Below are 21896 nucleotides of genomic sequence, written 5' to 3'. Positions count from 1 at the left end.
ATCCTCTCTTTAATTGTTTTGGTATACCATCTCAGTATGAACATCTATAATTCCCTCGTATCGCATTAACTTATGTTTTAACCCGCTGGGATCATCCACATCCTGGCAGGCAATACGCCGTAATCCCAGATTAGATACTTCCCTGTCAACCCCCAAAGCTGTCTCAGAAGTGCTTTTGTTATCCCAGATGTCTACCCGGTATCTTAAGTATGCTTTCTGCTCCTGGCCGCCTGTCCATTCCACTACGCTGTTATCTTCTTCCACGAACTGCACCGCCGGGAGTTCTGCCCAGCTCTTGGGATAAGTGTCTGTTACATTCCCACATGCCCTTTCCAGTGCGTTCCCTACCTGGTCTTTTACATTAATCATTTTTTCGCTTCCTCCCGGATTTTCCTTGCAAGGTATTGCCCCATATTTTTCACTGCTGTCTTTTCATTATCTTTAAGCGCAGGATACATATATGGCTGTGCCGCCTGACCAGTACATTGATAGAAGATGCCGTCACTGGTTTCTAGCTTAAACCAGTGATATTGCTCTGCTGTCTCTTTATCCACCTGGCTTTCATGTATCCACCAGGGTTTTTGCGAATAAGCTACCGCTATATCCGGTGCAATGCCATCATGATCAGCTTCCCCCTTTGGCCCGGTGCCAAACTCCACGTATGGTGCATGCTTTTTATTCGTATAAACAATGCCGGTGATACGGTCTTCCCGTCTCTCCACCATTGTTTTTATGCTGTTGCGAAGTTCTCCATCATTTACTGGGCATAACAGCTTTGCTTTACCCTGTACCATCTTGGCTTGCCTTCCCACAGCCTTTTCCATTTCCTGTTCTATTACCCGATCTGCCAATGCCCCTAGTTTCCTGTTCAGGCTGTCTAATCCCTCTATGCTCATAACTTTTCAAGCTCCATATATAACGGATCATATGGCTTAATAGAGACGATCTTATAATCGGGCTGTGCATCTGGTGGAACATATACGCAAACCCCATCACCTTCGCAGAGGACTAATCCGGATTGGAAAACATAATTGTTCTTATTCCGCTCAGGCTGAATAGAATACAGACCATTTATTTTACAATTCATGATGGACGCAAGCCGCTGTCCATATATCTCCGCCTGCAGCTTGCCACTGGCGGGCCATACCACACCTGAAAATAGTGTTGCCGGCAAATAATCAATATAAGTATTCTTTTCGCTGTCCTTTTTGGATACGGCCCTTCGCACATAATAAATTTTAAGCCTGCTCTGCTTTATTCTCATAGGTCTTTCCCCCTACTCTTGCCAGGCGGTACCGGTCCAGTACATCGTAAATATGCTTTGGGGCATTATCGAAGCTGTAACTTTCACCGGATTCGCTCCGGCTTGCTTCACCCTCTGTACCCCTGCGGTTAAGCGCAATTAAAGCCAGATCCCGTACTGTCTTTTCTAATCCTGCAATTATTTTGGTTCGGTTTGTGTAGCTAAGTACAAACTGTTCTGCATCTTCTAGCAAAAAAGAGAGCAACTCTTCGTCACTCTCTCCGGTCAGTATTTGCAGTTTATATATTTCCTTAGAACTATACATTTTCTCACATCCTTATTCTCACATCCTTATCCGTTTGTGATAAGGCGGGCAATCGGTAATGCTTTCGGGTCAAATTTAATTTCCCAGTTCGCTTTTGCAAAAAGCTGCGCATCTGTAGGGGATTCCGTCCATCCAGACGTTGGAATCTTGAAACTGAATCCATTTGGATGGATCGTCTCCCTCATACGAGTAATCAGTTCGTCCTGACCGCCGTTTTTCTTTGCTTCCCTGACTGTTTCTACCGGAACATCTACTCTGCCTTTTGCTGTTCTTAATACGCCATTTCCAAACAGATATGTCGTATACTTTTTAAGGTCTTTGTTTTCTCCAGAACCGCCAGTTGCCACACATGGTACACCATCATCAATAATTACCGTATACCCATTTACGGAAGCCAGCCCCATAGGGCGCTGAACACCATTAGAATCTGTCTGCTTCCAGTATTCTAACAACTGCAGATTTTCCAGTGTCTTAGCCACGTTTGAATGCATAATAGCCAATCCAAAAGAACCCTTATTATCTCCACAAGCCTGTGTCGCCAGATCATTCAAATCGGTCTCTGCGATCTTCTTTGCATTTGCTGTGGTTGAAGACAAATCCAGTGTGTGTGTGTCGGCCCATGTCTTCGCAAATCCGTTTGCACCAGTGATACCAAAAATAGCATCTGTAATACCAATTAATCTCTTTTGTCTTCTCTTCTGCCAGTATCTTCCAATGGTTGCAACAATATGCCCCATTGGATCTGATCCGGATAACTCCGCTGTAAAATTCCTTGCGAAGAATCCTTTTGCCCTGCCATAAACTACGCCGGTCTGTGAACCGCCGCCAATTTCAGATACGGTAATATCTGTCTGACCGTCATAGTTCTGGTCTTCTCCATCCAGAGTGTTATAAAATGGGACTGTATAAATATTCCCCTGTCCCTGGATCATGCCTGCAATTGTACCATCTTCTACCATAGCCCCAGACTGAACCATAGCCGTTAAGTATGGGTCTGGTGCTTCGTTCCACATGTTCATAAAAATCTCGTCATCAAACGGGATTCCGAAAATTGTTCCTGCCATAAATTATTTCCTCCAATTCTTTAGTTGCCGGATAACTGTTTGTATAATTCCGGCTGCTCTGCTTTTAGTTTTAATCGTTCTGTGTAGCCCATCTTGCTGAAGCTTTCCTTTGTTATTGTTTCCGCCTCTGGCGCTTTCTTGGGCGGTTTCCCACCTTTTAACCTGTCTTCCACAGATTTCTCCACTGCCTTCTGGAAAGCTGCTTCTACCGCCTCTATGGATGCCTTGCAAGCATCTGCATCTGTGTAATTTAACACTTCCGCCAGTTCAACTGGAAGACCTTTATCCGCCAGAGATACTTTTGCTTCTGCTGTTAACTCACGCCTGGTAATGGCTGCCTCTTTGTCTGCCAGTTCCTTTTCTCTCTTCTGGTGTAAGTACTGCGCTTTCTCTTCCTTATTCATCTTCGCAAGCTTCTCAGCTTCGGAAGCTTTGTCATTCATTAATACTTCCAGCTTAGACTTCTGTGTTTCAAGCGCCTTTTGTATCCTTCGGTCAAACTCCGCCTGATAACTTCCATCTTTTAAGATGTCATCAAAGCTTTTAGGTTCTGTTCCCTCCGCGCCTTCTCCTTCACCTCCGGCTCCGCCGCCTTGACCGTCATCTGCCCCGGCACCGTCTCCTTCTGCAAAAATCTGTAAGTTCATTGGAACTTTGCAATATCCAAAATATTTCTTTCTCATTTATTACCCCTTTCTGCCCCAGCCCGTTCCATGCCCAGACCATTGCATAACGTTTATTTTAGTTTTAGGCCATTTCGGGCACAAAATAAGACGCCTCACCCTGCGTCCCAAAGGGAGATGCTAAGGATCACCGCCTTTCTACAATACTAATTCATATGTTTTATTAAAAATATCAGACTTGCATGGGTAAAACTCACCATTCACTCCTTTTATAATGTAATCGCCTACACGGGCAGTCATTTCACCCTCAAGCGTGCGTATTTTCAGCCCTTCAAATTCACGGCAATAATGCGTTCCATCCAGATTTGCATATTCAATAAAACTGTATTCGGGTACACATACAGCGCAAAATTTCATGATTTCCTGCAAGTTCGAATAACTTATTTTCATTGCTTCTACAGCAACTGGTTTTTTTCTATATAACATCTATGCAGCCTCCGTTCTTTTCTAAATGGTTGCTTTCATATACTTCTGTGCCATTTGCGACTACATCTGTTGCCCGTAGTGAAACAGAAAGTTGCGGCAGTTCACCCGCTTTCTGCGAAAAATGAAATTCTCTCACTCCATCGAGTACCTTTCCATTAATGGTAATTTCAGTGCCGCAAACACCATTGGTTGTTATACTTACGCTTACCCTTTTCATTCCAACCGACCGCCTTTCTTTCTTATAACACAGTAAATAATAACAATGATTGCTAATGGCCATACCAGAGCGTATGCAAAACAGGCAATCTTCATAGCGGCGCCTTTGTCATAATCCATTACGGCTATATTGGCATTAAACATAATTATTACTACTAACATGTACAGTAAAAATCCTACCATCGTTTCCTCCTAAAAATGAGTACAAAAATACCACCTAGCCATTTTTGACTGGTGGTATTAACCTTCAATTACTTTCTCTATGTCATCTATTGTAATATCTTTTGTTTCCCAATCGTCCGGTGAGTTCCCAACGTCTACAATAAACGCCTTGTTGTCAAACGCTTCAACAATGGCTGCTGTTTCTCCACTCTTTAATAGAACTGTATCATATTGCCTTACTACCATATTACTTCACCTCTTTAATATATGCACTTGTCATACTTGTTACACCGTCCGGCTTACTCATCCAGCCAACAACTACATTTGCTGGAGTACCATTATTTCCATACAGGACAATCTTCTGTTCGTATAAGTCGCCGTACCCGTTATTGCCTTTAAATGTTGCCGGGTAATGTGGCGCATTATCCACAATTTCCCGTTGTATATCTTTCCAGTTATTTGAATTATAGCCAAGCCGGCTATCGAATGCAGCACCTTTTGCCAATCCTGCTTTATTCTCTCCGCCGAAAAGATACTTTGTAAACTTGGGATCTGGTGCAATTGCATTTTCTGCATTTGGCAGCTTCAATTCTGGGTGGTTTATAAGTTTGTTCCGTCTGCTGTAGTCCAACTTTGTAAATTCATATTTATCAGTATTATTATACTTCATTTCCTGAAAAGAATCCAGTGTTTTAGGCGCCTTGTTGCCCAACACCTTTTGATACTCTTTAAACTGCGTCCGATCTTCTGACCTATTTTGTATTTTCTTCTCTTCTATCTGTGCAAGAGGATTATTCGCCACATGTTTCTTGTACCATTCATTATAGGTCATATTAGCAGGCACTTTAATATTCTTTCCCGTTACTGGATCTCTTGCCCTACGCTCCATCCCAGCAAGTTCTTCCTCTGTGATATCACAGATAGTAGTGCTTCTGCACCAAGGATGCATGGGCGGGCAATTCTTACCTGGCTGCTGTTCGGATACCTTAAATCTTTTTTCATCCAGTTCCCGGCATTTGGAAGATGTTCGAAGATCCAGTGTTGCAACATACAGGTACCATTCAATATCGCATTCCTCGTAAGATTTCATCTCCATTTGATTTGCCAGGTTATTAGATTCCGTCCGCACAAGACGGCGCGCCTCGCTTGCTCCACTGGCAAATTTATTCTGTATAATCTCTGCCGCTTCCCGGTCCGTTCTGCCGGTTACTAAATTAATAAGCAGTTCTTCCTTTAGGTCCTGCGCTAATGCCTGCGTATTCCTCCAAATTCGTTTCGAATAATTCTCCCCGGACCATTTACTGTTAATAACCCGGTCTATTGCTTTGGCATCTACAACATTAAAGCTAAATCCCAAACCAGTGCGCTGCTGTATATCGAAGATGCTTTTATAATAGGCTTGATTGGCCAGGTCTACATAGTGACTGGTGTTCTTTATCTTCTCCTGCTGGTATACGTTCTGCATTGTAAGGTCGAGTTGATTTTGCGTTTGCTGCAGCCGTTCCAGTCTTGCCTGGTATGCCGGGCTTTCCAGTTCTGCAAGTATATCAGCCTTTGTCCTGTCTGCTTTATCCGCCCGTAGTGCCTCTTTTAACTCATTAATGGAAGTTTTATCATGAAGCTGATTCAGAAGCCTGTATGCCTCTGCCTCACTCAAATGATGCTTTTTCCGATAGCGTTCGAATATGGCATCTAACTCTGCGCTTATATGTCGCGAAGCTTTTAAATATAGTGCTGATATCTCATTGGCTGTCCGCTCTGCATCTGCCATATAATCGAACATGTTCTGCGCTTTGCGGCGCTCCCAGTATGCATTACTCTTCTTCGGCATCATCCTCACCGCCTTCCGGTGGCGTGTTGCTTCCTATACCAAACATGGCCTGTTGCTGTTGCAATGCTTCTTTTGACTCCTTTTCCACTGCATTCAGTTCTGCATCTACATCTTTCACAAAAGGAATCTGTGAAAGTAATGTTTTCTTACTTGCCTTTCCCCATAGGTTGGATATAACCTGAGATATTTCAAGAAGGTTCTTTGGCATCCCGCGTGTAAATGTGGGAATAACTCCTGCAGGATTAATATTAATACCCTTTTTTCTCAGAAAGTTTGTGAATAACCGTATTCTCTTGCGTACACCTTTCTTGTAGTACCGGGTCTTAACCTTTGTTATATTTTCCATTCCGAAAAGCTTAAATTCCATTGCTACGCCGGACACATTACCCGCAAAGTTTTCATCTGTTAAGCATGGAATATGGGAAAATTTATGGATGTCCTGCTCAATTGCCTTTTTTAGTATTTCAACGCCAGTTTCATCAAACGTTCTCGTTACGTATTCCATCTTTGTTCCGTCCGGCAGTTCTGCCAGTTTCTTTTTCTTTAACTGTTTCATGGCTTCGTCTGACTGGTTTGGCTGGATTAATTGATTTTGCTGGTCCCCGGCTTCTATTGTCTCATCCCCTAAAAGAGTACCATAAACAGCAAGTATTGCATCTATGAACTGCTCCTTGTCATTTATCCGGTCTGACATCAATGTATTGTACGCATCAATCAATGGGATCTGTAATTCAAAATCTCCAATCCCGAGTTTATTATTACGATATTCTGTTATGGGAATCTCATCATAAAAATGCGGTTCCGGCTGTTCTGTTACTGTCTGTGGATCTTCCGTGTTCAGTATGGTCATCACATATTTGTAATTCTGTGTTAATACTGTGGCAATGTATTTATCCGGTTTCTTATCTGTGTCATCCTTCTGCCTGTAGTAATAAACCGCAAACAGTTCATTTTCTTCGATGCTGTCATCGTATACCATGAATGTGTTCAAAGCTGAAAGATTTTTGACTGTTGGTGTTGTTTCGTTCTCTTTAGTATAAGTATAATCATAGGCCAGACCATAGATTGACAGATCCAGTCCATTATCTCCATCTGCTTCATCAACTCCGGCAGCTTCCAATGATTCCAGTAATATATTGATGTCTTCCTCACTTTTGTACGTAATTGGATTCCCGATGAAGTAACTGCTTGCCGTATCAGAAATATCTTTTGCATGGTTGCATACCAAGCGGTTATCTGGATCATCCTTCTTGGCTGCTTCTAAAATCTTATGCTTGCCCTCGTAATATCTCAGATTCCGGTACATCTTTTGCGCATAGGACTGATGTTTCATTATGAGGTGCAGAACCTCCCGTTTATCTATGTTTAATTCGTCAAACCTGTCTCTTGGATAAGTAAATATATACAATTGTTCCCACCTCCTTTAATGAAATCCACATTTAGTTTTATCTTTAATCCTTACTGTTTGGTTATTCAGTACGGTGTAACAAAAATACCTGACTGCGTCCATTGCATGATCATGCTGTTTGACCGGTTCATCCTCGCCGCGGTCAGCAGCTTTACTATCCCATACATAAGAAGCAAATTCTTTCACTGTATTCTTGCATTCATCACTAAATACAATCATTCCGGTATTTAGCAATGTTGCGACAAGACGAATACCGTCTAACACATCATTTTTTCCTTTTAACACCGCATATCCTCTCTTTCTCAGCTCGGCAATGAACGATGCTGCAGACGGATCAACAATAACCGCCCGGACCCTGGTACCATTCAGGAACTTCTTGAGATCATCGGCATATTGGGAATCGGTTCTCTGCCTGCCTGATTCCCGGCCTGAATAATAATATTCCCGTATGCAGTACCACTTTCCGTCTCTCCCTTTATTCCAAAGAAGCATTGCTGTAGCATTCTGTGTGCCATAGTCGATGCTGACATACTTGGGACTATTCATCAAAATATCTATAATTTCAGTTATACTTTTTACATGTACATCCTCCGAAAACATGTCATAGATAATTCCCTCTGCCATTGCCCACAGTCCAAGGATGTATCTCTTGAAGAAAACACCGGTATACATTGACCGGTATCTTTCCTTTATCTTCTCTGAAAGGCTTAAATTGTCTTCCATCGTAAAATGCAGGTATAATAAATGCTTTTCCTTACACTTGTCGATCCATTCCGTTTTGAACCAATGGTACGGCCCATCCGGATTACAGTTAAACCAATATTTACTCCCATCTACGGAACAACGCCCGGTTGCCTGATTCACAAATGATTCCGGCATCAATGCCACTTCATCAAAAAAGACCCCGGCCAGAGTAATTCCCTGAATGAGATCCTGTGAGCGTTCATCTTTACCGCCAAATATATAGAAATAATTGGTTACACCATTCATGGAGATTTCGACCAGGTTATCTGATCTGTGATCCAGAACTTTATATCCACGGCTCCGTAGCATCAGTTTGAGCCAAAACAATACATTCCTTCGGAAAGATCCGATTGTTTTACCACACATCCCAAAGTTTTGTCCTAAGAACATAGACATCGCCCACATAACAAACGATAATGACATACTTACTGTTTTGCCTGATCGGATTGCTCCGTCCGCTATGACACCATCTAAGTCTTTGACAGGTGACGTATCACACCACCATGTAAACACTTTTTTCTGCTTCATTGAGAATGGCTTAAACCTGAATATCTGTTTTATAGCTGCACTATTCTTATTTTTCTTAATCCGCTCAATCCTTGCTTTTAACTGCTGTATTCTGTCATACATTATCTTCACCCCAGATCTGTGCTGTAGAAGCGTTTAATGCATCCAGGAATCCATCATCGGGTGTATCTTCTTCGGGGCTGTCCTGCTTCATGATGGCGAGTTCAACCTTCATCACTTCCAGATCAAGATGAGCGTCATCGTATCCAAATTTATGAAGGGAATCTATTGCCCTCTGCTTTCTTGCCTGTACCCTTGTTAAAGCATCTTCTATTGATTGGACCTGCCCAAGTGTTGCCTGATGTTCTTCCAGATCTGTATATTTCTCTTTCTCTGTTCCTTTTCGCCTCTTTGTAATCGTAAAATTTAATTCTTTTAATTCTGAGATTCGTTCAAGCATCCGGCGTTCTCGGACAGTGAGTAATTTGATCTCCTGCAAAAGCAGTGTTTCCTTATCTGCCGGCAGATTATTGATCAGTTTCTTTTCATCTTCTTCCAGCGTATCAAAGAAGATTGTCTCAAACTCTCCTGTTTTTACTGCATTCTTATTTCCAAGAGGGGCGGCACCACCCGGATTACCTACTGCGTTCTTATTACCTGGAGGTCCGGTTGCATTATGGTTCCCTGGCTGCCCTCCCCGCTTTCTTTCCGAACGCTCGTTTTTGTTGTCCGAACGTTCGCTGTCCCACTTGTGTGTACACTTCCATCTTCGCACTGTGCTGTCCGGGAGATTTAGTTGACTTGCAATCTCAACTAATTTCTTTCCCTGTTTAAATAGCTCATAAGCCTGTTCGTATCTTACATCTGGTGCTCTTGCCAAGTGTCACCACCTCTCAATCGTCATGTTTATTTTAGGCATAATAAAAGAGCCTGCATCTGCAAGCCCTGTTTAAATTTATTCCCTGTTTATCACTTTAATCTTCTGTATATAGCTATAGGTTTTAATACATATTCATATGTTCCTTCTTCGAATGCAGTTTTAATTACTCCTTCTAGTTGTTGTAACATTGCAGATAATGCATTTCCCTGGTTAAGTTTATTTACACAGTTAAGCACTCCAACTACAATCCACTCCCCCGGAAGTCTTTCACCAAATACTCTATGAATATCATATGAATTCATTGTCAAAAATTCTCTTTCCAGAGGGACTAGCAACTTCTCTTTATTACGCAGTGTCAGAACCATATCGCACCCACTTTGATACATTTTAAGCATTCCATTCATTCAATTTTCTTACACTCGTCAGGCACAGTAGCTCTCTTTCTTTCTAACGAAGTTCGTTTTAACTATTAAACTATTCCTCTGCACTTATACCTATGCACCCTCCTGATCTCTATGCTATTATATTAACACATAGTAATGTACTTTTGTGTACTCATTATAGCACTCCGCATCTACTCTTACCTTACTTACCATGTATGTTATGATCTCATCAAACCACATACGGCCAACACCTCTTGCTTACTCCTCAACTCCTCATGTCCTTTAGCCTTAATGAATTCATTTATTAGAAGCACATCTACCGTAAGCATAGTTAGATCAACCTTATATCCCTTGTCCCTCCTTAATGCTTATTTGTGTGGTGATCCCCTATACCCTGTCACATATTGTCCAGCAAAGTATACATGTTATTGCTCACTTCATTTAATCCATAGTTATATAATCTTCCATGATAAAGATTTATTATTCCTAATCATTTTTCTCACCAGTTTTTTCAATGTAATCGTCATACTCATTTTCATTTTCTTTTATAATCTTTTTTACTCGTCTATTCTGGAGAAGTATATGCAGTGCAGAATTACGATAATTATTACACGGATTCCGTGTCATATGTGCCTCCTCTTGTATTCTCTTCCAACTTAGGCAATCTATATATCTTAATTCAAGTATGTATCGTTCCATTGTATTTATTGGTAAATAATCCATTATATCCATTACTTTAAGCATTGCATTTGCAATAGTATTCTTTTGATCTTCTATACGGTCCTCAATTTCAGCTATCCTCATAACGATGCTGGCAGCTCCTTGGCTAACTCCTCCACTACTCCGTGGCATAGCCGAATACCCTTTCCCTCCTATTGGAGAATTCAATTCCTCATTTATCTCCTGAAGTCTTCTGTTTAATTGACGCTTTCTGAGTTTTGCCCTATACATTTGCCCCAAATACCATTCCAATACTTTCTTTTCCTTCTGCATTTCAATTTTATTGTTCATTTAATTCTCCTTTAATATTAAGTCTTAGGCAGCTCTATTATGTTTAATTCTCATATCTTCTATATCTTCGCACAGATAGTATTGTATGGTTATATCCGTTGTGGAATGCCCCATCAACCGTGATACAAATACAATATCCTTTGTCTTTAAGTACAGTACGCTCGCAAATGTCTTCCGGAATACATGCACTGTAGTAATTAGATGTGCACCAGCCCTAGCTCCTATTTGTTTTACAACCAGCTCCATTCCCGCCTTAGCAAGACGCTTAAAAGGTCTATGTTTTGTAACAAAGAGTGCCGGATCAGTGTCATTTCTTTCTTCTAAATATCTCATTAATGATTTTTTTGCTTTAACATCTAAAAATCCTATTCGATATTCTCTTGTTTTTTCTCCGTAAATACTCACTGTACCAGAAGCAAAATCAATATCTTTTATATTAAGGCTCACCAACTCCCCAATACGCATACCGGTGCTAAACAATAAATCTATAATTGCCTTTTCCCGTGAGTCCTTGCAGGCTTCTCGAACATCCTCGATTTCCATATCCGATAAACGATCTTTTCTCTTTCTCTCAACCCTTATATAATCTACATCCCTCATAATATCTTCCTGAATATGTCGTTTCTTATATGCCCATTTGAAGAAACTAAAAAAATATCTGAGCAGCGTGCCTTTGTAATTATTTGATATTCTTTTCTGGTATTGCATGATAGCTAAGTAATCCGTTATATCCTGTCCTGAAATCTGATCATAAGATTTATTTACATCATTCAATAGATTACGGACCGACAATACATATTGCTTTATAGTACTATCTGCTCTTCCCAATGCCATCATATCTATGGTAAATCTTTTCAGTAGCCAATTGTTGTCCTTGACCTCTACAGCCGGTAAAAACACAGATTCTACAACATCATAATTATGCATCTTAACTATCAATGTCAGTTTTAATCTTTCTATCTGTTCGCTATTCAACACCTGTTGCATTTCTGTTACTACATCATTAATAATGTCATTTTTTAACATACAATCTTCTCCTTTTTATATTGCTTAAGAAGTAAATATGTTATATAATACTCCTAAGCGGAAGCAGTAGAAGAACTTTGGTCGGGGACTCTACTGCTATATTTTTATGGTTATATAAACATATGTTCTTTTATATGTTTTTTTATTGCCGGGGTTATCCCCGGCTTTCATTTTGTGTTTCTAGTGATTCTGGAATTCTTAATGCTCTCGGTGATCCTACTCCAGCATCGGTTTCCAATACTCCTGCTTTTATCATCTTTTCAATATGATTTGAAACTGAAGCAGTAGACTTGAGGTTTACCCCCATTCCTATTTCTCTAAATGTCGGTGCATATCCATGCTCCTTGATATACTCAGTAATGAAGATTAATATATTACCCCTTACTTTCTCTCCATGCTTAATTGTCTCCGTTTTATTTTTCATTCATAATCTCCTTCTTGTTCATTAGATAAATTCTGATTTATCTCTTTCTATTGAACAAACCCATTCTAATATAAGACCAAAACCAAAATTTAGTATTACGAATGATAATCCAAAAGCGACATCCGCTGACCAACCATGAATCATCAATATTACGGCAAATAGAAATGCTGGAAATAATCACATACCAAATATAATCCACATTATCCCATAACTAACTCCATCTCCTAGTTTACGCTGCAGTTTATTTTGTTTTGCACGTGTAAAACCATCAGCCCATTTATAATAACGAACTATGTTATCGAATTCCCAACTATCCATCAATAAACACCCCTTACAAAATCAACATTTCAATACTATTTCTTGATACCTGCAATCTCTAGTTTCCTTTTAGCTGATTGAAAAATATAATCAATATCCTCGCCATTTTTTATGTTACCCATTTCATCCAGATGCTTATTGGGTATCCAAATATTTTGATTAGTATTATTAATCACAAATCTTTTTGCTTTCCTATTTCCATATTTCCTACAAATTAGATTTAATGGAATATCTTTATAATACTGTGTTTCATAGTTCATATATTATTCCTCAAATATATCCAGAATTTTATCATTCCGCACCTTATGCCACCCATACATTTCTTTGCTGTCCAACTGTTTCCTCCACTCATCCCAATTAGATGGTGTAAATTCACACCACTCACTATTAGGAAGAGAAATAGTGAAATTATCCCTTGCTTTATCATCAACATTAAGAGGCGGTTTCCATAAATTTATATAATAAATCTCAAACAGGTTCATATCAGCTTCTGTTTCAAATTTTGAATACTCAATCTTAGTTACATTTTGGATGTCAATTGATCTATGCATAGGCTTGGCAAACATATGACCTCTAATTCTTGCTTGTAGCGGTTGCTTTGTCCTGCCTAAATAAACAAGGCAATCTTTATACCAAATCCTATATAAAATAAACCCCTGTGGACTTGCCACTTTACCACCTCAAATCATTTCCAAATAATTTTTCAGCCGCACCGGAATGAAACCTACATTTGTTACGTTAACTGTAAAATGCCATCCCAATTATCTGGTTCCCACGCCAAGGAACCGTCCTTTAAATAATGTAGTTCTTTAAAACTTTCCCCATCTTTTATATATAATCCGAACGAATTTAAAAGTTCATTATTAAAATCATTTTCGTCAGCAGGAGAAAAGATCAACTGACATTTTTCGTGATACTTGTCAATTTTTTCAATGACAACGCTTAGCTCTGCTTCAATATTCCAAGCAGACATTATGGCCTTTGGTATTTCTGCTTTCTTCAATGTAAAATGCCCCGAATCTCCAAGACTATTTATATAGTAAAATCTCATTTGTTCTCCTTAAAAGTCGCATTTTATAACATTTAGTTACTTTACCATCATTTCATTTAACAACGTTTTAATAAACCACTTCCCTTTATCGTCTAAATTTACATTCATAGCGATATAATCAAGTTGCGCTATTCCTTTGCCCTGTGCTTCATAAAAGCATCTTCCTAATGCACTAAAGAAAATCGCTTGTTCATCGTCATCTTTATCCCATACTTCTTTTGCAAGTTCATATGGGGTTAGTTCTATTTCTTTTTCAATTTTCACCATACACTCTCCTTTGAAAGATTTGTTTCATTTGTTTATTAATGTTCTAATCTTTTCTATTCCTATTGTTATGTAGTCCAATATCTTAATAAGTAATTTATATCCCGGTAATTCAGGATAGAACTCATTCCACGCATAATTTAGTTCACACTTACAACAAAATAGCGGTCTATCTTTAGTATTCTTAAACTGATACCACTCACAGTTTTTACAACTCATTTCTTACCCTCCCCTTGACGCTGACTTTATTTTATGCTGCCAACAATGTTTGATAAAAATCCGTTGCCACCAAGACAACTTACAACCTGTAAAATATTCTACAAATTCAGTTGGGTGTTTTCTATAATAAGCAATCATATCAGCAGCTTTATATTTTCGCTTTATAGCAGATACTATTAACTTCACTTGTTCTTGACTCATTGGATCTATTGCATGCCACTCTGTTTTCAATAGGTTATCACTCAGCTCATTTAATGTAGCTTGGGTATTAGTCCCCGATAAAAGCTCTTTATCTATATGCATAATTCAACTCCCGCAATTCCGATATCTTTCATACAAATAACTGTGCCATCTTTTCTTTAGACTGATATTCTTTTTTATATTTATCATCCAAGATAATACATTCACAAGATAAATCTCCGCCAATCAGCCATGTATTAAACATATCTATTTCTATATCGAGAATGTCTTTTGGTATAGAACCAATATCTTTCCATAAACAAAAATAAATAAGCTTATTGATAATACAATCACCACCGCGGTATACTCTGAACCAATCACTGGGCAATATCTCAACATTATTTCCCAGCGCCTTATGAGAAGTCTTACCATCATTTTTATGTATATCACTAATAATCTCTCTTACAGTTTTTATACTATTCGCCTCCAAAAGTTACTGTTGAAATTAAGTTTTCATATCCGATACACTTTAAGTCTCGTTAGACGGATATATATTGTCTAGACAAGCATTCCATCCAATATCGTATTCATGCTCTTCCATCCGATCCAATAATCTATTGTAAGGTTTTTGTCTTGGAAGTTCCTGCAGTGGACACCAACTAGGTTTTTCTTTTAATACTGGGTAATGAATGCTTTTCCCGTTCAACCTGCAACTCATATCACTGTAGTATCCGCAAAATGCTATACACTCTGGACAACTTTTAGGCATGTTTATTACTAATACCGCTTTGCTCAAATTATATTAACCTCCTAATTATCACTTGTAAATTTCAATTTACAACCATCACGGTAAATTCACCGTGATGGTAATTTTATATCTCTGCTGGAATTACTACGCCAGCACATTCTCCATTGCTAGACTTAAACAAGATCTGTATGTTGTCGGAAATAACAACTCCTTGTATTTTTAACCCGTTTTCCTGTGCCCCTTCAATTAAGTCTTTTAATTTTCTTTTATAATATACAGGGTCATCCTGCCTTAATCCGTTATTTCTCATGCTTTTTTCGCCTCCAAATTTTAATTTTAGCGAAATATCCGTGATACAGCTTCCCTGCCAGACATCCTCTCGATTACTTCCATTTTCTCAACATCAGACACACCGTTTTCATCTATGCATGGAAGCAGTTCGTTGCCCTCCCAGCAGAAGAATATTCCTGTAATAGATACTTCCGCTGTCTCTGGCTCAAATCCTGGAAGTGTCTTAACTGTGGTTCTTTTCACAGTTTTAAAACACACTTCAAATTCCCTAACTTCGCCGTCTTCTAAAACTAATCTGGTTCTATCTCCGATATTTATAGGCGTTCCATTTTTATCAAATAATCCTGTATTCATTCTTACCATTTCCGGCTTTTGCCTAAATTTTAATTTAATCTTTTGCATATTAGATCCCCCCGGCTTTATGCTGCCTCCCTGTTTTTCTTCTGTATTTCCAGTTTCAGATTAATATCCGGAACCCAATTATCCAGATATTCGATAGCTTCTTTGTATCTTACTGCAGGAGTATCCCGGTACGATGCAATCTCAAAATAATCTTTATAATCATTCCAGATTCCCCGGAATACTTTATCCTTTAACTTATCATCTTTATATGCGTTTGATTTCTTACCTCCTAAAACCTCAACCCCTGCAGCATGGTGCTTGTCATTTAATACCTTCTGCTGTCCGTAATCAACTGTCATGGTCTGTTCAAGATTATCCAAACGTTCGTCATGATACTGCATATGGTCCATTACAGCCTGTATTTTTTTATCATGTGCAAATATAGCCTGTAACTCTGGGGAAAGCTGTGTCAGGTCAAATCCACGTTCTACGACTTCCTCCATATCATGAAAGCGATCAATATACTGTGCTGTAAATAGTGTTCCCTTAATTCCAGTGAGCTTGTGAGCAATAAACTCACATCCTTTCTTCGATACCATGTAACAGGGCATAGTCCTGTTCTGATCTGTCTGATATGTGCTCTCAATAAAGAATTCAGTGTGTCCAAGATTGGACTCTCCTAACTGAATGATGTAATTTCTTATATCCCGCAAAAGTTTATTATGATCCTTTCCAATCATCTCAGAAACTTCTACAGAAGTTATTTTCTGCCCTATCGTATTCATAGTTATGCCCTCCCATTATTTTTCCATCTGTCTGGTTAGAATTTCTTTTTCAAGTTTATCATAGTCGTATTCCCTCTGGGGGAAGTTATTAAATTTATTATCTGCCTTGGCTTTCTTTTTTGGTTTTGATTCCTGCTTCTGCTTTACTGGATAAAAACTTTTCCATCCACTCGTGAATGCTTTCCTTGCCGCCGCTATCCTTCCGGTATCATTATCTGCTATATCCAACAATTCTTTTCTCAAAATGTCAATCTCTTCTTTTACAAGCGCATCACCATTGCTTTGCCTTTTTGCAAGATATAGAAGGAAGGTTTTATTCAACTCATCATTCAAAAAATATTTACCCGGCGGAGCCGCATCTATATAATTTTCTTTTATTTCCTTTTGTTTTATATGACTTTCTTCCGAAGATATTTGTTTTACTTCCGAATTAATATTATTTTCTTCGGAAGAAAGTACATTTTTAGGTGCATTTAATAAAGGCTCCTCTTTTTTCTTTTTTTCTGGGAATTCAAGAAGCCAGTATTCATCACTATAGAGTTGTCTCTTCATCAGCTGTACAGCTACCTTGTAATAGCGTTTTTGAATTCCAACAGAGGTAATAATATTCTGCGCAAGGAGGTCCTTATCAATAAGTCCTAATTCCGCGCAATAATCTATTACTTGCACGACAACCATTTTATTTTTTATCCACTTATTTCCTATCTTTTTGATGACCATTCTTGATAGCTTGTCTGCTGATAATTCGGCATAGTACCCATTCACATATACAATTGTGAGTATCACATCATAGACCGTAACCCCTAATGGGCCATACTCGTCTAAAAGGTCGAATATCTTATCATCTTCATAGAAATTAAGCATCTTCGGAAAGTATTCCAGACCACGCTTATTCGGCGCTCCACGAGTCAATATGACCACCTACTTCCCACTTATTCCGTTATTTATTTGCTTTCTTATACAATCTTATGAAATCTGAAAGACCCACTGTTACTTTCCAAGACTTCCCATTTTTTCTATGAAATACTGCAGGAATCTCAGTTTCACTTGCATCATTTTCAGCTTGGTTTAATGCCTTATCTATATTAAGCGCTTCTACCCTCTTGCATTCTATATGCACTCCCGGAAGTCCTACCACATCAGCATCTCCATTACTTCCACAATACTGTTGACCCCTGCGGCATTCTTTAAATCCGTATTGTTTTAGAACATTGGACAATTCCCGTTCTCCACGGGCGCCTTTCTGTCTGCTGTTCACAATACCTCCCTTCTCCCCTGCCTGATTCTGTGACAGGGGAAGAAATCAATATTTACGGTTACATGTGATATATTAATTTAAGTGGTGCCTTATGAAATAATGGTAATCCGACTAATTACCTTAGAGCCTCTCAGCTGATCATTGAAGTAATCCTTTATGTTCTCCATGGCCTTATTCTTCCACAAACCGCCTTCCGCTTCAACCAGTTTAAATGCAGGCTCAGAGTTTACATCTTTTATTCGAAAAACAAACTGGCTTTCCGGCTGCGGTACTTCAAGAAATGTACGATATGGTGTAAGTGTTACTGGATTTGGTACAAGTACATCTGCCTTACTTGCAATACCCTGCTTAATCGTGGTCTTCTGGCTAATACCGTCATCAGAGCAAGTAGCTGTTGTCTTAGCCTCTACATTACCGGATACTTTTAAAATCACTTCCATATCGGAAGTTACTTCAAAATTTGCCTGAGTTTCGATTAGGAATCTTTCCTGATCATACCAGCGGTCAAATTCAAATTTCGGTACGATGGCATTGCATTCAAAAAGGTATTCTCTTTTGCGTTCTTTTGTAAGTCCGGAATACAATTCCACTTTTACCGGGCTTACTACATGCACAATCATGGATTCCTTTAACTCATCAGATCGGTTCTTCATATAATCGACCATGGCAGTCAATGTTGTAGATCTGATGGCCTCCGCCATAGGTTCCGTATCATATCTTCTCAAATCCATGTTGCAATAAGTTTTACCGTTGATCTCTTTAACAATTGGTTCCATGCTCTTTGCCTTTAAATCGGATACATACTGTAATGCTTCTTTAATCATGTTCTTTTCCTCCTCGTTTTACGCCTGTCTGGCTGCTCTTAAATCAATTACGTTGCTGGTTGCATTTGTTACCGGCGTCTCATATATTTCGCCAGTTGAAGGATCTACCGTCTTTACTGTTTCAGGCTTTTCTTCCTCTGCAGACTCTTCTATTTGGCCAATTGACATCTGTCCCGGTATCTGATCACCAATCTCCACTGCATCCACCTCACCGGTCTTAATATCCTTGCCCATGGCTATTGCCGTTACTGCTCCCAGTGCCGGTGCAAGTGTAGATTTGGCCTGCACTCCCGTTGCAACAAAATTTCGGTTATCATTTGGTTTTAGGGAAATTGTTACTGTGATCTTTCTTACTGCTGTAGCATCCGTATTCGGATCCTGAATGTTCTGGGTTACCTTCTCAAGTTCCCGGTTAACCTGGGACGAAAAAGCCCCACTTGCAAACTTCTCTAAATCAATATGCTTCATAGATTTATCCTCCTACTTAATTATTAAAAAAATCATCTTCAATATTGCCATGGTCTGCTGTTTCTGTTTTTGGGGCCTTAGTCTGCTCGGCTTCTTCTTGCACAGTCGCCTGATCCGGCTGCTTTACCTCTTTGAATTCCTGCTCTTCCACAATTTCACCTTCTTTCTGGTCATTATCTACATAATCCGGCATTCCATCTTCATTAATAACGGCCATATCAGAATCAATAGCTCTTACCATATCAATACTCATTGGCGCTCCATATTTCTGGAACAATTGCCGTAACATAGTCTTGCGTGCCATCTCATCAAAATTTTTATACCAGAATGATGAATACTTCCACATTTCACTTTCCGGTATTTTCCCCTGTGCAATCAATTCTGCTACTTTAAGACTAAAAGCATTGGAATACTTATCAGCATGTTCCTGCATCTTCCGCTTAGACCAATAGATAGATTTGCGGAATCCGTTAAGAAGTTCGAAACATGCCAGGTACCCGATAACAGGCAGTGTTTCTCTCTCATCATCGTCCTCTATGAATTCAAATTTCTGTTTCCCGGTGAATTTATCCCTTCCCAGGTATTCCCCTTCATGTATTTCTATTGCATCAATATCCAGATACTGACCACTTCTTTGCGCCAGCTGCATCAATCCTTTGTATCCAATCTGAAACTGTGCTTCGGAAGTACCCTTTTTCTTATTTTTAAAAGGAACCATATAATACTGACCCAGCTGCGGGGATGGGGAAAGGTTTAAAGCTTCCCCCAGTAGCGCCGCCGACAATATACTGCTGTTTGAGCATTCCTGCAGGGCAGGTGTTGTCTGTACCGCGGATACAATACTGGAAATAAATCTGGTACCGTTCTTTCCACCTACCACACTGTTAATCTGCTTCTTTACAGCATCCTGAGTAAGGTATGCCGTTAATCCTGTTTTCTGCTGTTTTTGTGCTGCTAAACTGTTTCCTACTGCCATCTTTCCTACCTCCTGCTATTTCGGCACCGGACCGTAATTTATTTTATTTGTTACAAGGAATGTTTTTAACAATTGCAACTGCTCCCGGCTACATGTAACCCTGAAATCAATCGTTACCATCGTATCTTTCGTTTCAAGCACTGCTTCCTGACTATTCTGAGCTGTTTCCGATGGTGGTTTAGATATGGGAGATTCCGGTGGATTCATGACTTCATTTCCTGCAGCAAGCTTTGCCTCGGCAGCTTTTTTCTCTTCCAGGGCCTTCCTTTCTTCCATGGCCCTTTTTGCCATCTCCAATCGCTCTTTTTCCCGTAAGGCAGTTGATAAGTCAAGAGAACTAATATATGCCGCTTTTATCTGCATCTCATATTCACTATGCAGGCTTTCTATGGTATCAAGTTCCTCATTTACCCGGGAGAACATGCCTTTCATTTCTTCTTCGATCTTCTTCTCTGTCATGGTTTTATTTAAGTAGTAGTCATGGAAGGCACGGTCGAATGGAACAACACCTCTTAGTGTATCGATGTTTCTATTGTAAATGTCCTGGCACAATGCTTTTTTTTCTGCTTTATAACGGTTATCAATTTCTTTTAACTGTCCGTCAATCAGTTTGATCGGTTCATCGATCAGGCTTACAACATCTTTAATCTGCTGTTCAAATCTTTCATACGGTTCCAGACATAATTTCTTAACCCGCTTACGCTCATCTTCGATAGCTGTCCGGAATTTATTCAACAGAGCCTTGTCAGACTTCATGTCCTTTACGTTATCTTCCGTATAGGCAATTCCTTTATATTCCTCTGCCTTGGCTGCAACCTCTCTTTTTAACTCTTCATAATTCCATTCAATATTCTTTACAAATCCCGCTTCCTGGGGACTTGTGATAATTAATTCTAATGCCATATTGTCCTCCTGACCTAAAATAACTTGTTTATAAGTTCCATTGCATATGTGGTATCTACCTTATCACTTCCCGTTTCTTCCTGATGTTTTTTCAGTTCATTAATCATCATCTGGAAGTATGTAGTATCAACCCCCGTAAGCTGATCTTCCAGAACATTTACATCTGTCAAATCTAATGCATTTAATTGCATCGCCATCTTTACATATTGCCCTGCATTGATATGGTATCCCCTTTCCAGATATTTTCTGGTTCTGATAATCGAACACAGTGGATATAACGAACCAATGTAATACAACTCCTTGTTTATGATGCATTCCAACGCTTTCTGCGGAAGGAAAAGTTCATTATTCCAGGAACTCCACGCACATGTGCAATGTGCAAAATCATAGTTTCTGTGAATATCTTCCACCTCTCCGTAAAATCTCGTGACTATCTGAATTTTGTCCGAGAGCGTAATGGCGTTACTCGTGATAAACCTGGGTCTGTACTTCTCCTGGCTGTCTTCGCTGGCCGGTTCCTTTTGTTCTTCCGGTTCCCGTTCCATTCCAACTGCATCGTCCTCTTCTGGCATAGTGTCGAAATTATAGGAAATGTCGCTTTTCTTTTCCTCATTTTCGTCTGCAATCCCTTTTGATGAAATAAAGCAGCTTACCTTCCCTGTCTCTTCTTCCACTTTGAGAGTGACTGGCTTATCCGGATGTAATTTGTTCCACTTGCCAACATAATATCCGGCTACTGTAATGCATGCCGACTGATTCCTAAAGTATATGTCATAATCATTTACTACTTCCCCTGTCAAAAGGGAAACAAGCGCACCGCCTGTCACAATTACATTTTCAGAAATAGCTTTTTTTACTGCTTCATCTTCTATTGTGTCTGTCCATTTTCGAATCCTTGCCTTTAAATGTTTTTTTATATTTTTACCGTTCATGATA

At 39.4% G+C, this 21896-nt stretch carries 34 protein-coding genes; all 34 read right to left on the bottom strand.

Going from position 1 to position 21896, the window contains the following annotated elements:
- Window positions 1-9: 9 nt before the first annotated feature.
- The 34 genes from ACH2DQ_RS02275 to ACH2DQ_RS02110 all read right to left on the bottom strand — a co-directional run bounded on the left by ACH2DQ_RS02275 (window position 10) and on the right by ACH2DQ_RS02110 (window position 21892).
- Window positions 10-369: a hypothetical protein gene (locus ACH2DQ_RS02275; RefSeq protein ID WP_395025397.1), complete on the bottom strand. Its 360-nt coding sequence runs from the start codon at window positions 367-369 to the stop codon at window positions 10-12.
- Window positions 366-896 (bottom strand): HK97-gp10 family putative phage morphogenesis protein, encoded by a 531-nt coding sequence (locus ACH2DQ_RS02270; protein ID WP_395025395.1) that lies wholly within the window; start codon window positions 894-896, stop codon window positions 366-368. Before ACH2DQ_RS02270 ends, ACH2DQ_RS02275 begins: the two co-directional genes overlap by 4 nt.
- Window positions 893-1264 carry a hypothetical protein gene (locus tag ACH2DQ_RS02265; protein ID WP_395025393.1) on the bottom strand — a complete coding sequence of 124 codons (372 nt, stop codon included), beginning with the start codon at window positions 1262-1264 and terminating at the stop codon, window positions 893-895. The genes ACH2DQ_RS02270 and ACH2DQ_RS02265 overlap by 4 nt, the downstream gene beginning before the upstream one ends.
- Complete coding sequence (locus ACH2DQ_RS02260; RefSeq protein ID WP_395025391.1) at window positions 1239-1568, bottom strand: phage head-tail connector protein; 330 nt, start codon at window positions 1566-1568, stop codon at window positions 1239-1241. Before ACH2DQ_RS02260 ends, ACH2DQ_RS02265 begins: the two co-directional genes overlap by 26 nt.
- A gap of 26 nt (window positions 1569-1594) precedes the next feature.
- Window positions 1595-2632: a coat protein gene (locus ACH2DQ_RS02255; RefSeq protein WP_395025389.1), complete on the bottom strand. Its 1038-nt coding sequence runs from the start codon at window positions 2630-2632 to the stop codon at window positions 1595-1597.
- Window positions 2633-2652: 20 nt separating this feature from the next.
- Window positions 2653-3315 carry a DUF4355 domain-containing protein gene (locus ACH2DQ_RS02250; protein ID WP_395025387.1) on the bottom strand — a complete coding sequence of 221 codons (663 nt, stop codon included), beginning with the start codon at window positions 3313-3315 and terminating at the stop codon, window positions 2653-2655.
- Window positions 3316-3453: 138 nt separating this feature from the next.
- Window positions 3454-3741: a hypothetical protein gene (locus ACH2DQ_RS02245; protein WP_395025385.1), complete on the bottom strand. Its 288-nt coding sequence runs from the start codon at window positions 3739-3741 to the stop codon at window positions 3454-3456.
- The gene (locus tag ACH2DQ_RS02240) at window positions 3731-3958 is read right to left on the bottom strand and encodes a hypothetical protein (RefSeq protein ID WP_395025383.1); all 228 of its coding nucleotides are present in this window, start codon (window positions 3956-3958) and stop codon (window positions 3731-3733) included. The genes ACH2DQ_RS02245 and ACH2DQ_RS02240 overlap by 11 nt, the downstream gene beginning before the upstream one ends.
- A complete protein-coding gene (locus tag ACH2DQ_RS02235; RefSeq protein WP_395025381.1) occupies window positions 3955-4140 on the bottom strand; it encodes a hypothetical protein in 186 nt (61 codons plus the stop codon). The genes ACH2DQ_RS02240 and ACH2DQ_RS02235 overlap by 4 nt, the downstream gene beginning before the upstream one ends.
- Window positions 4141-4197: 57 nt before the next feature.
- Window positions 4198-4365 carry a hypothetical protein gene (locus tag ACH2DQ_RS02230; protein ID WP_395025379.1) on the bottom strand — a complete coding sequence of 56 codons (168 nt, stop codon included), beginning with the start codon at window positions 4363-4365 and terminating at the stop codon, window positions 4198-4200.
- A gap of 1 nt (window position 4366) precedes the next feature.
- Window positions 4367-5953, bottom strand: coding sequence for a minor capsid protein (locus ACH2DQ_RS02225; protein WP_395025377.1), 1587 nt, complete (start codon window positions 5951-5953; stop codon window positions 4367-4369).
- Entirely contained in the window at window positions 5934-7358 is a 1425-nt protein-coding gene (locus ACH2DQ_RS02220; protein ID WP_395025375.1) for a phage portal protein, read from the bottom strand. Before ACH2DQ_RS02220 ends, ACH2DQ_RS02225 begins: the two co-directional genes overlap by 20 nt.
- 15 nt (window positions 7359-7373) lie before the next feature.
- Window positions 7374-8732 carry a PBSX family phage terminase large subunit gene (locus tag ACH2DQ_RS02215; protein WP_395025373.1) on the bottom strand — a complete coding sequence of 453 codons (1359 nt, stop codon included), beginning with the start codon at window positions 8730-8732 and terminating at the stop codon, window positions 7374-7376.
- A complete protein-coding gene (terS, locus tag ACH2DQ_RS02210; protein ID WP_395025371.1) occupies window positions 8725-9489 on the bottom strand; it encodes a phage terminase small subunit in 765 nt (254 codons plus the stop codon). Before terS ends, ACH2DQ_RS02215 begins: the two co-directional genes overlap by 8 nt.
- Before the next feature lie 89 nt (window positions 9490-9578).
- Window positions 9579-9893 (bottom strand): hypothetical protein, encoded by a 315-nt coding sequence (locus ACH2DQ_RS02205; protein ID WP_395025369.1) that lies wholly within the window; start codon window positions 9891-9893, stop codon window positions 9579-9581.
- Between the two features lie 465 nt (window positions 9894-10358).
- Entirely contained in the window at window positions 10359-10883 is a 525-nt protein-coding gene (locus ACH2DQ_RS02200; protein WP_395025367.1) for a hypothetical protein, read from the bottom strand.
- A 24-nt stretch (window positions 10884-10907) separates the two neighbouring features.
- Complete coding sequence (locus ACH2DQ_RS02195; protein ID WP_395025365.1) at window positions 10908-11909, bottom strand: tyrosine-type recombinase/integrase; 1002 nt, start codon at window positions 11907-11909, stop codon at window positions 10908-10910.
- 154 nt (window positions 11910-12063) lie between these two features.
- On the bottom strand, window positions 12064-12333 hold the full coding sequence (locus tag ACH2DQ_RS02190; protein WP_395025363.1) for a hypothetical protein: 270 nt from the start codon (window positions 12331-12333) through the stop codon (window positions 12064-12066).
- A gap of 353 nt (window positions 12334-12686) precedes the next feature.
- Window positions 12687-12911 carry a hypothetical protein gene (locus ACH2DQ_RS02185; protein ID WP_394910523.1) on the bottom strand — a complete coding sequence of 75 codons (225 nt, stop codon included), beginning with the start codon at window positions 12909-12911 and terminating at the stop codon, window positions 12687-12689.
- 3 nt (window positions 12912-12914) lie between these two features.
- Window positions 12915-13322, bottom strand: coding sequence for a hypothetical protein (locus ACH2DQ_RS02180; RefSeq protein ID WP_395025361.1), 408 nt, complete (start codon window positions 13320-13322; stop codon window positions 12915-12917).
- 62 nt (window positions 13323-13384) lie between these two features.
- Window positions 13385-13702, bottom strand: a complete 318-nt coding sequence (locus ACH2DQ_RS02175; protein ID WP_394910525.1) for a hypothetical protein — start codon at window positions 13700-13702, stop codon at window positions 13385-13387.
- 36 nt (window positions 13703-13738) lie between these two features.
- Window positions 13739-13969 carry a hypothetical protein gene (locus ACH2DQ_RS02170; RefSeq protein WP_395025359.1) on the bottom strand — a complete coding sequence of 77 codons (231 nt, stop codon included), beginning with the start codon at window positions 13967-13969 and terminating at the stop codon, window positions 13739-13741.
- Window positions 13970-14188: 219 nt separating this feature from the next.
- Entirely contained in the window at window positions 14189-14488 is a 300-nt protein-coding gene (locus ACH2DQ_RS02165; protein WP_394910528.1) for a hypothetical protein, read from the bottom strand.
- A gap of 28 nt (window positions 14489-14516) precedes the next feature.
- Complete coding sequence (locus ACH2DQ_RS02160) at window positions 14517-14855, bottom strand: hypothetical protein (RefSeq protein WP_394910529.1); 339 nt, start codon at window positions 14853-14855, stop codon at window positions 14517-14519.
- 382 nt (window positions 14856-15237) lie between these two features.
- On the bottom strand, window positions 15238-15423 hold the full coding sequence (locus ACH2DQ_RS02155) for a hypothetical protein (protein WP_377141274.1): 186 nt from the start codon (window positions 15421-15423) through the stop codon (window positions 15238-15240).
- Between the two features lie 26 nt (window positions 15424-15449).
- Complete coding sequence (locus tag ACH2DQ_RS02150) at window positions 15450-15806, bottom strand: hypothetical protein (RefSeq protein WP_395025352.1); 357 nt, start codon at window positions 15804-15806, stop codon at window positions 15450-15452.
- Window positions 15807-15823: 17 nt separating this feature from the next.
- The gene (locus tag ACH2DQ_RS02145; RefSeq protein WP_395025349.1) at window positions 15824-16531 is read right to left on the bottom strand and encodes an ORF6C domain-containing protein; all 708 of its coding nucleotides are present in this window, start codon (window positions 16529-16531) and stop codon (window positions 15824-15826) included.
- Window positions 16532-16546: 15 nt separating this feature from the next.
- Complete coding sequence (locus tag ACH2DQ_RS02140) at window positions 16547-17452, bottom strand: DUF4373 domain-containing protein (RefSeq protein ID WP_395025346.1); 906 nt, start codon at window positions 17450-17452, stop codon at window positions 16547-16549.
- A 19-nt stretch (window positions 17453-17471) separates the two neighbouring features.
- Complete coding sequence (locus ACH2DQ_RS02135) at window positions 17472-17789, bottom strand: hypothetical protein (protein WP_395025344.1); 318 nt, start codon at window positions 17787-17789, stop codon at window positions 17472-17474.
- Between the two features lie 89 nt (window positions 17790-17878).
- Entirely contained in the window at window positions 17879-18613 is a 735-nt protein-coding gene (locus tag ACH2DQ_RS02130; protein WP_395025342.1) for a hypothetical protein, read from the bottom strand.
- 18 nt (window positions 18614-18631) lie between these two features.
- Complete coding sequence (locus ACH2DQ_RS02125) at window positions 18632-19081, bottom strand: hypothetical protein (protein ID WP_395025340.1); 450 nt, start codon at window positions 19079-19081, stop codon at window positions 18632-18634.
- Window positions 19082-19097: 16 nt separating this feature from the next.
- On the bottom strand, window positions 19098-20057 hold the full coding sequence (locus ACH2DQ_RS02120; RefSeq protein ID WP_395025338.1) for a recombinase RecT: 960 nt from the start codon (window positions 20055-20057) through the stop codon (window positions 19098-19100).
- Window positions 20058-20072: 15 nt separating this feature from the next.
- Window positions 20073-20960 (bottom strand): DUF1351 domain-containing protein, encoded by an 888-nt coding sequence (locus ACH2DQ_RS02115; protein WP_395025336.1) that lies wholly within the window; start codon window positions 20958-20960, stop codon window positions 20073-20075.
- A 14-nt stretch (window positions 20961-20974) separates the two neighbouring features.
- Window positions 20975-21892 carry a hypothetical protein gene (locus ACH2DQ_RS02110; protein WP_395025334.1) on the bottom strand — a complete coding sequence of 306 codons (918 nt, stop codon included), beginning with the start codon at window positions 21890-21892 and terminating at the stop codon, window positions 20975-20977.
- Window positions 21893-21896 lie beyond the last annotated feature (4 nt).

The sequence above is a fragment of the Robinsoniella sp. genome, assembly GCF_034124845.1.
This window is presented reverse-complemented; position numbering and strand designations above follow the sequence as displayed.

Excerpts from the sequence above, each read along its gene's own strand:
- ACH2DQ_RS02275 (WP_395025397.1), bottom strand. The coding sequence starts at position 369 with ATGATTAATGTAAAAGACCAGGTAGGGAACGCACTGGAAAGGGCATGT.
- ACH2DQ_RS02270 (WP_395025395.1), bottom strand. The coding sequence starts at position 896 with ATGAGCATAGAGGGATTAGACAGCCTGAACAGGAAACTAGGGGCATTG.
- ACH2DQ_RS02265 (WP_395025393.1), bottom strand. The coding sequence starts at position 1,264 with ATGAGAATAAAGCAGAGCAGGCTTAAAATTTATTATGTGCGAAGGGCC.
- ACH2DQ_RS02260 (WP_395025391.1), bottom strand. The coding sequence starts at position 1,568 with ATGTATAGTTCTAAGGAAATATATAAACTGCAAATACTGACCGGAGAG.
- ACH2DQ_RS02255 (WP_395025389.1), bottom strand. The coding sequence starts at position 2,632 with ATGGCAGGAACAATTTTCGGAATCCCGTTTGATGACGAGATTTTTATG.
- ACH2DQ_RS02250 (WP_395025387.1), bottom strand. The coding sequence starts at position 3,315 with ATGAGAAAGAAATATTTTGGATATTGCAAAGTTCCAATGAACTTACAG.
- ACH2DQ_RS02245 (WP_395025385.1), bottom strand. The coding sequence starts at position 3,741 with ATGTTATATAGAAAAAAACCAGTTGCTGTAGAAGCAATGAAAATAAGT.
- ACH2DQ_RS02240 (WP_395025383.1), bottom strand. The coding sequence starts at position 3,958 with ATGAAAAGGGTAAGCGTAAGTATAACAACCAATGGTGTTTGCGGCACT.
- ACH2DQ_RS02235 (WP_395025381.1), bottom strand. The coding sequence starts at position 4,140 with ATGGTAGGATTTTTACTGTACATGTTAGTAGTAATAATTATGTTTAAT.
- ACH2DQ_RS02230 (WP_395025379.1), bottom strand. The coding sequence starts at position 4,365 with ATGGTAGTAAGGCAATATGATACAGTTCTATTAAAGAGTGGAGAAACA.
- ACH2DQ_RS02225 (WP_395025377.1), bottom strand. The coding sequence starts at position 5,953 with ATGATGCCGAAGAAGAGTAATGCATACTGGGAGCGCCGCAAAGCGCAG.
- ACH2DQ_RS02215 (WP_395025373.1), bottom strand. The coding sequence starts at position 8,732 with ATGTATGACAGAATACAGCAGTTAAAAGCAAGGATTGAGCGGATTAAG.
- ACH2DQ_RS02205 (WP_395025369.1), bottom strand. The coding sequence starts at position 9,893 with ATGAATGGAATGCTTAAAATGTATCAAAGTGGGTGCGATATGGTTCTG.
- ACH2DQ_RS02200 (WP_395025367.1), bottom strand. The coding sequence starts at position 10,883 with ATGAACAATAAAATTGAAATGCAGAAGGAAAAGAAAGTATTGGAATGG.
- ACH2DQ_RS02195 (WP_395025365.1), bottom strand. The coding sequence starts at position 11,909 with ATGTTAAAAAATGACATTATTAATGATGTAGTAACAGAAATGCAACAG.
- ACH2DQ_RS02190 (WP_395025363.1), bottom strand. The coding sequence starts at position 12,333 with ATGAAAAATAAAACGGAGACAATTAAGCATGGAGAGAAAGTAAGGGGT.
- ACH2DQ_RS02185 (WP_394910523.1), bottom strand. The coding sequence starts at position 12,911 with ATGAACTATGAAACACAGTATTATAAAGATATTCCATTAAATCTAATT.
- ACH2DQ_RS02175 (WP_394910525.1), bottom strand. The coding sequence starts at position 13,702 with ATGAGATTTTACTATATAAATAGTCTTGGAGATTCGGGGCATTTTACA.
- ACH2DQ_RS02170 (WP_395025359.1), bottom strand. The coding sequence starts at position 13,969 with ATGGTGAAAATTGAAAAAGAAATAGAACTAACCCCATATGAACTTGCA.
- ACH2DQ_RS02165 (WP_394910528.1), bottom strand. The coding sequence starts at position 14,488 with ATGCATATAGATAAAGAGCTTTTATCGGGGACTAATACCCAAGCTACA.
- ACH2DQ_RS02155 (WP_377141274.1), bottom strand. The coding sequence starts at position 15,423 with ATGAGAAATAACGGATTAAGGCAGGATGACCCTGTATATTATAAAAGA.
- ACH2DQ_RS02150 (WP_395025352.1), bottom strand. The coding sequence starts at position 15,806 with ATGCAAAAGATTAAATTAAAATTTAGGCAAAAGCCGGAAATGGTAAGA.
- ACH2DQ_RS02145 (WP_395025349.1), bottom strand. The coding sequence starts at position 16,531 with ATGAATACGATAGGGCAGAAAATAACTTCTGTAGAAGTTTCTGAGATG.
- ACH2DQ_RS02130 (WP_395025342.1), bottom strand. The coding sequence starts at position 18,613 with ATGATTAAAGAAGCATTACAGTATGTATCCGATTTAAAGGCAAAGAGC.
- ACH2DQ_RS02125 (WP_395025340.1), bottom strand. The coding sequence starts at position 19,081 with ATGAAGCATATTGATTTAGAGAAGTTTGCAAGTGGGGCTTTTTCGTCC.
- ACH2DQ_RS02120 (WP_395025338.1), bottom strand. The coding sequence starts at position 20,057 with ATGGCAGTAGGAAACAGTTTAGCAGCACAAAAACAGCAGAAAACAGGA.
- ACH2DQ_RS02115 (WP_395025336.1), bottom strand. The coding sequence starts at position 20,960 with ATGGCATTAGAATTAATTATCACAAGTCCCCAGGAAGCGGGATTTGTA.
- ACH2DQ_RS02110 (WP_395025334.1), bottom strand. The coding sequence starts at position 21,892 with ATGAACGGTAAAAATATAAAAAAACATTTAAAGGCAAGGATTCGAAAA.